This is a genomic window from Halolamina sp. (assembly GCF_036626355.1).
GTDB lineage: Archaea > Halobacteriota > Halobacteria > Halobacteriales > Haloferacaceae > Halolamina.
Genome location: NZ_JAZKRY010000001.1, coordinates 69564 through 78699, shown reverse-complemented (window position 1 = coordinate 78699; position 9136 = coordinate 69564). Strand labels below are relative to the sequence as shown.

Annotated in this window: 9 protein-coding genes; 1 reads left to right on the top strand and 8 read right to left on the bottom strand. The window is 66.6% G+C overall.

Going from position 1 to position 9136, the window contains the following annotated elements:
• The 6 genes from V5A38_RS00390 to V5A38_RS00365 all read right to left on the bottom strand — a co-directional run.
• Nucleotides 1-241: NADH-quinone oxidoreductase subunit A (locus tag V5A38_RS00390; RefSeq protein WP_332323757.1), on the bottom strand; the 241-nt coding region annotated here is incomplete at its 3' end.
• Between the two features lie 92 nt (nucleotides 242-333).
• Entirely contained in the window at nucleotides 334-951 is a 618-nt protein-coding gene (purE, locus tag V5A38_RS00385; RefSeq protein ID WP_332323756.1) for a 5-(carboxyamino)imidazole ribonucleotide mutase, read from the bottom strand.
• Nucleotides 952-976: 25 nt separating this feature from the next.
• Complete coding sequence (locus tag V5A38_RS00380; protein WP_332323755.1) at nucleotides 977-2173, bottom strand: 5-(carboxyamino)imidazole ribonucleotide synthase; 1197 nt, start codon at nucleotides 2171-2173, stop codon at nucleotides 977-979.
• A 110-nt stretch (nucleotides 2174-2283) separates the two neighbouring features.
• Entirely contained in the window at nucleotides 2284-4041 is a 1758-nt protein-coding gene (locus V5A38_RS00375) for a flippase activity-associated protein Agl23 (RefSeq protein ID WP_332323754.1), read from the bottom strand.
• Nucleotides 4042-4185: 144 nt separating this feature from the next.
• Nucleotides 4186-5043, bottom strand: coding sequence for a universal stress protein (locus V5A38_RS00370; protein WP_332323753.1), 858 nt, complete (start codon nucleotides 5041-5043; stop codon nucleotides 4186-4188).
• 60 nt (nucleotides 5044-5103) lie between these two features.
• On the bottom strand, nucleotides 5104-5952 hold the full coding sequence (locus V5A38_RS00365; protein ID WP_332323752.1) for a hypothetical protein: 849 nt from the start codon (nucleotides 5950-5952) through the stop codon (nucleotides 5104-5106).
• Between the two features lie 420 nt (nucleotides 5953-6372).
• Between V5A38_RS00365 and V5A38_RS00360 the strand changes: the two genes are divergently transcribed.
• Nucleotides 6373-7368, top strand: coding sequence for an MFS transporter (locus tag V5A38_RS00360; protein WP_332323751.1), 996 nt, complete (start codon nucleotides 6373-6375; stop codon nucleotides 7366-7368).
• Between the two features lie 369 nt (nucleotides 7369-7737).
• Here V5A38_RS00360 and pyrI read toward each other — a convergent pair whose 3' ends face one another.
• Together pyrI and pyrB are read right to left on the bottom strand one after the other, a co-directional pair.
• Entirely contained in the window at nucleotides 7738-8199 is a 462-nt protein-coding gene (gene pyrI / locus V5A38_RS00355) for an aspartate carbamoyltransferase regulatory subunit (protein WP_332323750.1), read from the bottom strand.
• On the bottom strand, nucleotides 8192-9115 hold the full coding sequence (gene pyrB / locus V5A38_RS00350) for an aspartate carbamoyltransferase (protein WP_332323749.1): 924 nt from the start codon (nucleotides 9113-9115) through the stop codon (nucleotides 8192-8194). Before pyrB ends, pyrI begins: the two co-directional genes overlap by 8 nt.
• Nucleotides 9116-9136 lie beyond the last annotated feature (21 nt).

Sequence of the window (9136 nt, the reverse complement as noted above, 5' to 3'; positions counted from 1 at the left end):
CCGTCCACGGGAAGATGAGGACGGTCTCGATGTCGAAGACGACGAACAGCAGCGCAACCATGTAGTACTGGATGTTGAACCGGATGCGCGTCGTCCCCGTCGGGATCTCGCCGCTTTCGTAGACGGCTTGTTTCCCCTGTTCAGGCACGCTGGGACGAAGGAGCGCCGACACCGCCATCATACCGATAGGGATGCCGATGCCCACGAGCGCCAGAGCGCCGATAGCTATCCATGGATTCATGACGGGTTCTCCGTAACGTCCGTCGGTTTGCCCCCACGGCTCTTAAGCGTTCATTTCCGTGCGCGAGCGAGCGCGCTAACGCGGGACATCTCTCACTGGCGCTGTCGGTCCCGGAATCCGTTCACGCCGAGGTCGTGGAGCGCCGTAGAGACGTCGGCGACGCCCTCACGGCGCTCCTCGTGCAGGTCGACGAGCCGGTCGCGGAGCTCGTCGTGCTCTCGGGCGAGCATCTGGGCGGCCGAGAGCGCCGCGTTGTACGATTTCCCGGCATCGACGGCAGTCAACGGCGCGCCCGTGGGCATCCCGATGACGGAGTCGACGGATTTCTCCTGGACGGGGACGCCGACGACGGGGAGCGGGAACGCGATCGAGGCAGTCATGTTCGGCAGGTCAGCGGATTTCCCGCCCGCCCCAGCGATCAGGACGTCCACGCCGCGCGCCTCGGCCGTCTCCGCGTAGGCGTACATCAGATCGGGCGTGCGGTGGGCCGAAACCACGTAGGACTCGTAGCTGAACCGGCCCTCCGGCGACTCGGCGTGGTTCGTCTGCTCAGCGAAGCCCAGTGCGTCCAGGGCGTCGAACGCGCCCTGCATGGTGTCGAGGTCCGAATCAGAACCCATGATGATCCCGACGTCCGGGGTCGTTTCAGTCGTGCGGTTCGCCGTAGCGTCCGATTCGAGTCGGTCGATGAGGTCAGTGACAGTGGGCATGGTGTGGCGGGTCGACGGTCGTTGATCAGTCAGTGAACGTGAGTTCGTCACGCAGCGATTCGGCGATGTCGAGGGCGTCGAGGGCAGCGTCGGCTTCGGCGGCGGCCTCCTCCGCCCTGTCACTGTTCGCCGCAGCGTCCCGCTCGACGACGGTCAGATGCCCCATCTTCCGAAGCGGTCGGGCCTCCCGCTTTCCGTACCAGTGGAGGCTCGCATCGGGATGGTCGAGCACCGCGTCGACGCCGTGGAGTTCGGCCGGTTCAGGCGCGGAGACGTCACCGAGAACGTTTGCAGACGCCGTCGGCCCAACTCGCTCTGTCGGCCCGAGCGGCCAGCCAAGCACTGCACGGAGATGCTGCTCGAACTGGGAACTGGCGGCGCCCTCGATGGTCCAGTGACCGGAGTTGTGGGGTCGCGGCGCGATTTCGTTGACGAGAATCTCCCCGTCTGCCGTCTCGAACAGTTCGATGCCGAAGACACCGCGGCCGTCCAGTTCCGCGAGCGTATCGGTGACCACCCCGCGTGCGCGCTCCTGCGTGACTTCGTCGACCCGAGGTGGCGACACGGTCGCCCGCAGGATCTCCTCCTCGTGGATCGTCTCGGTGACGGGGAACACCCGTGTTTCCTCGTCGGCGCCACGGACGCCGATAGCCGCGAGCTCGCGCTCGAAGTCGAGTAGTTCCTCGGCGACGGCATCGCCGCCGACGGTCGTCAGCGCGTGCTCGGCGGCTTCGACGTCGGTAACGGGTTCGTTGCCCCGGCCGTCGTAACCGCCTTTTCGAGCTTTCAGCATCGCACCGTCGAAGCGCTCGACAGCCGATTCGGCGGCTGTGGCGGAGTCGGCGGGGACGAACGCGGGGACGGGGATGTCGGCGCTGGCGAGTGCCTCCTTCTCCCGCAGTTTGTCGCCCGTTATCGCCAGCGTCTCTGGCTCGGGATGAACTGGCACGCCGGTTTCGGCGCGCACCTCCCGGAGGAGCGCCGGGTCAGCCGTCTCGATTTCGTAGGTCAGCACGTCGGCGCGTGCCGCGAGTTCCCGGACAGCTTCGGGATCGTCGAGCTCGCCGTCGATCTGTTCGGCAACTCGTGACGCCGGGCAGTTGGGCGTCGGGTCCAGCACGACGACGTCGACGCCGAGCGGCGATGCGGCCTCGCCCAGCATCCGGCCGAGCTGGCCGCCGCCGACGACGCCGACGGTCGGACCGGGCAGCGTAACGGACATGGCTGAGGATTCCGGATGTATGTGGATAAACGTTGTTTTGCCGGGACGAGTGTAACCACGTTCGTGAGTATCTACGCCGTAGATGGCCGGTAGCGTATCGCCTCGGCGGCTCAGAGCGCCGACGGCTCGAGGCCCGCCTCGCGTATCGCGTCCCGGTCGACGAAGACGACGATGCCCTCGCCCCAGAGCTTGAACCGGTGCTCGGCAACGGCGTACCCCTCCAGCCGCGATTCGAGCGCATCCCGGTCCTCGGCGGCGGCGATAACGACGGCTGGCGCATCACTCATCGCTTCGGTGGCGGTTGTCTCAGCCGGCGTCGAGGTGACGGTTGCCCCGGCGCGTTCGAGATACCACGGGAGCGGGAGGCGGCTGTGCCACGAGGGACCGCCCGGTGGGGGTTGGTCGAGACTCGACTCGTTGGCGACGTGGAACCGGTCGTCGTCGCCGGCGTAGAACAGCACGTCCCGACCCTCGTTCTTCCGCACGACGGCGTCGACGACGGCGAGAGTTGGCTTCAGCTCGTTTTCTGGCTGAGCCCACTGGAGCACCTTCCGGTCCTCCTCGGCGGCGCTGTTCCAGTAGTCCCCGTTGGCGACGACGATGCCTGCGGCAGCGCCGGTCAGCACCAGCGCGGCGAGGGCAACGGTGGCCCGGTCGTCCGTCGCGACGCCGCGTTCGACGAGTCGGACGAGCGCCGCGACACCGACAGCGGCCGTAACGGTGAGTGGGAGCACGACGTGGAACGCGGCCCAGGGCGCCTGGATGTCGGTCGCGATCGGGTAGCCGATGATACTCACCGCGCCCCAGTAGCTGGTGAACGCGACGAGGATGCGGCCATCTCCCCCGTAGCCGTCGACGACGAAGCCCACGACAGCCAGTGTGAGCACGACGGCCGAGCCGTAGAGGAGCGTCTCGAGCATATCGTGGAGGAACGCGACGTAGGGATGCTCGCGGTGACCGGTCTCGACCCAGCCTTCGACGAACCTGTTTCCGGCCTCGACCGTCGCCGAATCGACGACGTTCGCGAACTGTCGCGGCCCGTCGAGCGCCGTCCAGATGTCGGGTCGTGGGGCGTACAGCAGGACGATGACCGCCAGGAACGCGAGTGTCGCTCCGGAGAACACGCCAGCGAGCCAGAGCGCTGACGGTGTCTCGCCCGAGGCGTCGTCGAGCCAAGAGCGGGTCGCCGTCAGATCGGTTTTGAGCCGGTCGAACGCACCGATCTCCCGCGTTGCCGCTCGGACGAGCTGGTGGTCGTAGGCGAGCGCGCCCGCGCCGAGCAGACAGAGCACGTACACCAGCGCGTTCTCCTTGCTGCCGAAGGCGAACGCGAACGAGACGACCGCCGGGTAGACGAGCCGCGGGCGCCGGGTGTCGAACGCCCGCACGAGGAGCGTGAAGGCGACGAACGCGAACGTGCCCACCAGCGCGTCAGAACGCATGAACCGCGAGTAGTAGAGTAGCAGTGGGTCGAGTGTCAGCAGCAGTCCCAGGGACACCAGTTCGACCTCGTCGAGATGGCGCCGGAGCAGCCAGGCCGAGAGCGGGAGTGCGGCCGTGATCACGGCAACGGGGACCCGCGCCCAGAAATCCGTCGCCGGCACGACGTGGAACAGCAGCGCGTCGACGTGCTGGATGAACGGACCGTGGATGATCGGTCGATAGCTGAACCGGCCGGTTTCGTGATAGCGAAGGATCCAGTAGCCCACTCGGCCTTCGTCCCAGTGGAACGTTCGAGCGCCGAGGCTCTGGAGGCGAACGACCAGTGAGAGGAGTGTAACGCCGACGAGAGCGACAAGCGCTCGCCGGCCCGCGTCGTCGGCTACTGCCGGTGAGGCCGTAACCTCGACGCCCTCCTCAGGGTGCATGACCCGGCGTTCCGAGCGGAGCTATGAAGCTTTGTGGGTTCCCGCGAGGGGCCTGCCTGCTGGCGGAGTTCTGTCCCCCGCCTCTCGAGCACCACGGAGAAACTGCAGCCTGGCGCTCTCGGGGTCTTTCGCAGGTCGGGTCGGCTACTCCCCGCCGACGGTGATCACCGGCACCGGCGCCGAGCGAACGGTCTTCTCCGCGACGCTACCGAGCAGCACCCGGTCGACGCCGCTGCGACCGGTCGTCCCCATCACCACGGCGCCGATATCGTGCTCGTCGATGTACCCGAGAATCACCTCGTCGGGGACGCCGGCCTGGATGTGTGTCTCCACGTTCTCGACGCCGTCCCCCTCGGCCATTTCGACGACGGAACCGACGGCCTCCTTGGCGGTTTCTTTCTCGGCCCGGCCGTCGAGGGCTTCCTCCACGTTCGCCAGCACCGAGTTGTCGGTGGCCGACAGCGCGTGAACGGTCGCGTCGAGTGCGTCCGCGAACGCCACCGCGTGGTCGGCCGCCCGGCGCGCCGAGTCGCTGCCGTCAGTGGGGACCAGCAGCGACTCGTACGGGAACTCGACCTTGTCGCCATCGCGCGCGGTCAACACCGGAACGCTGGAGAGGCGAACCACCTTCTCGGTGACGCTTCCGAGCAGGTAGCGCGAGAGCCCCTCACGCCCGTGGGTCGGCATCGCGACGAGGTCAAACTCGTAGCGCTCGGCGTAGTCGACGATGGTCTCGGCCGGCACGCCCTGGACCACGTCGGTACTGTACTCGACGCCCAGCGAGTCGAGCAGCGCTCCCGCCTCCTCGACGATATCCTCGCCGCGCTCGAGGAGTGCATCGACGACGTTGCGGTCAGTGAGGGTGACGCTGTCGCGATTGGTGTTTGCGACGTAGAGGATTTGGACCTCCGCCTCGGCCCAGTGGGCGATTTCGCTGGCGTGGTGGAGGAGCTCGCTCGACTCCGTATCCTCCTCGACGGGGAGCAGGATCTGTTTGTACATGACTCGTCGTTCGGGCCGGCTGTGGGTAGGGCTTTTGGCAACTGACAGGTCCGGTGACGCTCACCCGTGACTGACGCCGTCCTGCTCGTCGGCCTTCTTCCGGCGCACCGCGGCCTGTGCGTTGCTGGCGTCGTAGCCGAAGAACACGTCGTTCGCGTATGCATCGGCCACCTCCGTCGCGTGGACGAGGTTCTCCACGTCGACTTCGACTGCGTAGAGTTCGATGGAGAACGGAGTTCCCGAATCCGGGGTTTCGGGCGACCAGCCGAGGAGGTCCTGGAACCCGGAGGCGATAGTTTCGAGCCAGTAGGTTGTCCCGTAGCTCGTATCGTAGAGCGGGACGACGAACTCGTCGACGTGGGCCGAGAGCACGCCCGGCTCCAGCCCCGCTCGCTCGAACAGGTGGCCCGGATACGGGTCCGGATAGAGCGTGAGATACGTCTTCCCGGGGATGCGCTCGGCGGCCTCCCGGACGAACTCGTTGATGACCGAGGCGCGCCAGTCGAACCGGTCCTCGTACTCGCTGTCGGCGTACAGCCGGTCGCAGCGGTCACAGCGACAGTACCCCGCACGCGGGAACCCAACGTCGTCGAGGCGTACGTCGTCGTTGACGACGGCGCAGTCCTCGATGGTTTCGAGCAGCCCCTCGCGGTACCCCTCGTGGGTTGGGCAGATGTACGCCCAGTCGAAGTACGGCTGGTCGCGCGTGGCGCGGTTCCCCTCGTCGTCGACGGGCACCAGTTCGGGACTGGACTCACCGGCGGCGTTGTCCCCGAAACAGGAGACCATGTTGACCGCCTCGGACAGCGGTTCGGCCGCCCGACCGGTCACGTCTTTCACCTCGTAGAACCCGCGGTCGAACGCCGGCCACTCGACCTCCTCGGCGTTCCGCGTGACGACCCCATACATGGCTGGAGGGAGGGCTGGTACGCGGGTAAGTGGTTCGCTCCACGAGGGAGCAGAAAGGGTTACTGTTCGTCGGACTCGACGGACACCTCGACCGGCTCGCTGTCGCCGCCGACCAGGAAGTAGATCATCACGACGAACGCCAGTACGAACACCAGTTTTGCTTTCGTGGACATGGCCGAGCGTAGGGTCGACCGGGACATAAAGCCGCCGGCCTCCGCTGACTCCCGACCCCTCACGACGGACGTGGGTCTGCTGAGCCTGCCGCCCTCGAAATATCCAGTCTGCCCTTCCACTCCGCCCATTTCACTGCCTCCTGCCTCGGCGCCTTTCCTCGACGCTCGATCGTGAGCGTATTGCCGGAAGCCGTAGGACGTTCCCCTCTGGGGCTCGACCGCTCATAGCCTCCACACACCGAAAGCCATGGACCCCCTGAGAGCACTGCTGACCCCGTCGAAATGGGGTCAACGACACCGGACGCTCGCTGTCTGTATCGGGGCGTACTTCGGCGTCCGATTCTGTCAGGTGCTCGTCGGATCTATCGTACCCGGAATCATCTCGGCGTTCGGTGTCTCGCGGGGGACCATCGGTCTCGGACTCACCGGAATGTGGGTCCTCTACGCGCTAGTACAGGTTCCGAGCGGCGTGTTTGCCGACCGGTACGGTGAACGAACTGTCGTGACCGCTGCGCTTCTGCTCACTGCGCTGGCCACCCTCGGGGTGGCCGGTGCCCCGGTGTTCGCCGTCTTCGCCATCGCCGTCGCGGCGATAGGGGCCGGCGCCGGCATCTACTACAACCCGGCCACGACGCTGTTGGACCGGACGGGTGGCCCGGTCGGGCGGGCGATCGGATTTCACAGAACTGGCGGGCAGCTCGCCGGCGTCGCCGCCCCGGCCAGCGCCGCACTCGTTGGCCTCCGGTATGGGTGGCGGGAGACGGTCGTTCTCGGGTCGGTCTGTGTCGCTATCGTGGCAGTCGCGTTCGTACGCGGGACGCGGTCGCTCGAGCCACAGCGTCCATCGGAATCCATGCCCGAGCTCTTCGATACCGACCTCCTTTCGGCGCTCCTGACCCGACATTCTCGGACGACGCTGATGATGACGCTCGTCGAGTTCGTCGGCGTGGTCGCGATGGCGTTCCTGCCGACGATATTCCTGGAGCGCCACGGCGTCGGCCAGACGCGCGCGAATCTGCTTTTCGCGCTCTTTTTCGCAATCGGAGCGGTGTCCCAACCGATCGCGGGCTGGCTATCGGACCGATACGGACGCGACCGGACGATCGCCGTCCTGGCTGTGGCCGGCGTCGTCGGCACCATCGCGGACGTCTCGGGCTGGCCCCCGGCTATCGGGGTTCTCAGCCTGCTTTTCGCCATCGTTCTCGCCGTTTCGGTCACGACTGCCCCACCAGCGCCCTCGTAACTCTGGTGCCAGCGTCCGTCGGTGGTTCGCTCGCAGCGGTGACCACAGACCGATCGCGGGTTCGCTCCACACTTCCGGCGTGATTGACAAGACGTTCTGACGGCTGTGGTCGTCGATGGCCAGCAGCTCCTCGCTGTCGCTGGTGAAGAAGCCGTCCCAGACGCCCTGTCGCCTCTTCGGCCTGCCCGACTGGCGCTCGAACGCGCCCTCGAGCATCGACAGGAGCTGTTCCGGTTGATTCCGGTTGACGAGGACGAGTGCCAGATTACCGCCGCCACTGCCGTCGAGGAACTGACGGAGCCAAATACTGGACTGTCCTCTCGGCTGAAACGACTTATTGGGTCCGGGAGAGAGCGACGACGATGGGGCTCACTCGACCTTCAGGTGGTCGGCGATGCCCTCGCGGACGATCTCGTCGCAGTACTCACAGCGAACGCCGTCGTCGAGCACGGCGAAGCGGCTGTGGACCGGCTCGTCGGCGTTGGTGATACAGTTGCTGTTCGGGCAGACGAGCACCCCCTCGACGCGTTCGGGGCGTTCGACGCGGTTCTTCTCGGTCACCTCGTACTCCCGGACGATGTTCACGGTGGCCCGCGGCGCAATGAGTGCGAGCACGTCCACCTCGTCCTGAGAGAGCTCCCGCTCCTCGACTTTCACCAGGTCCTTGGTCCCCAGGCGGTCGGAGGGGATGTTCATGGCGACGCTGACGCCGGTTCCGCCGCTGCCGTCGATACCCAGCAGTGCGAGCACGTTGAGTGCGCTCCCGCCGGGGAGGTGGTCGAGCACGGTGCCGTTGCGGATCTTGGAAACGCGGAGTTCGTGGTCACTCATCGGTAAGGAGCAGGTCGAGCAGCGCCATCCGGACCGGGACGCCGTTCTGTGCCTGTTCGAAGTACGTCGCGTTCTCGGTCTCGTCGACCTCCGGTGCGATCTCGTCGACGCGCGGGAGCGGGTGCATCACCGTCAGGTCGTCGGCAGCGGCGTCCAGCGTGTCGACATCGACACGGAACTGGCCGGCAACCTTTCGGTACTCGTCCTCGTCGGGGAAGCGCTCGCGCTGGATGCGGGTGACGTAGAGCACGTCTAACCCCGAGAGCACCGGGTCGAGATCGGTATGCTCTCTGAGCTGTGCTCCCGCCTCGTGCAGGTCGAACCTGACCGACCGGGGAAGGCGGAGCGATTCGGGGCTGACGAAATGCATTCGCGCGTCGAACTCCGTCAGTGCTGTCGCGAGCGAGTGGACTGTCCGGCCGTATTTCAGGTCGCCGATAATCCCGATCGTGAGGTCGTCGAGTCCGGCGTTCTCCCGGATAGTGTAGAGGTCGAGTAGCGTCTGGGACGGGTGCTGGCCCGCGCCGTCGCCGGCGTTGACGACCGGGACGTCGACGAACTCCGCGGCCATCGTGGCGGCACCCTCTCGCGGGTGCCGGAGCACGAGCCCGTCGGCGTACCCCTCCAGTACTCGAACGGTGTCGGCGAGACTCTCGCCTTTCTTCACCGAGGAGGAGTCGACGCCGCCCATATCGACGACGCGGCCGCCGAGGCGTTTCATCGCCGCGTCGAAGGACATCTTGGTACGGGTGCTTGGTTCGAAGAAGGCAAGCGCGAGCACTTCGCCTGGGTGGTGCTCACGAAGCGTCGGGTCCCCGGAGTCGAGGCCGGCGTCGAACTCCGCCGCGCGGTCCAGTACCGTCTCCACGTCGGCCCGCGAGAGCTGTCTCGCGGAGATGAGGTGGTCCTGGCGCATCGACTGTGAACGGGAGGTGCG

Coding starts and splice junctions, on each gene's coding strand:
- V5A38_RS00370 (WP_332323753.1), bottom strand. CDS start 5,043: ATGTACAAACAGATCCTGCTCCCCGTCGAGGAGGATACGGAGTCGAGC.
- pyrI (WP_332323750.1), bottom strand. CDS start 8,199: ATGAGTGACCACGAACTCCGCGTTTCCAAGATCCGCAACGGCACCGTG.
- V5A38_RS00365 (WP_332323752.1), bottom strand. CDS start 5,952: ATGTATGGGGTCGTCACGCGGAACGCCGAGGAGGTCGAGTGGCCGGCG.
- V5A38_RS00360 (WP_332323751.1), top strand. CDS start 6,373: ATGGACCCCCTGAGAGCACTGCTGACCCCGTCGAAATGGGGTCAACGA.
- purE (WP_332323756.1), bottom strand. CDS start 951: ATGCCCACTGTCACTGACCTCATCGACCGACTCGAATCGGACGCTACG.
- pyrB (WP_332323749.1), bottom strand. CDS start 9,115: ATGCGCCAGGACCACCTCATCTCCGCGAGACAGCTCTCGCGGGCCGAC.
- V5A38_RS00375 (WP_332323754.1), bottom strand. CDS start 4,041: ATGCACCCTGAGGAGGGCGTCGAGGTTACGGCCTCACCGGCAGTAGCC.
- V5A38_RS00380 (WP_332323755.1), bottom strand. CDS start 2,173: ATGTCCGTTACGCTGCCCGGTCCGACCGTCGGCGTCGTCGGCGGCGGC.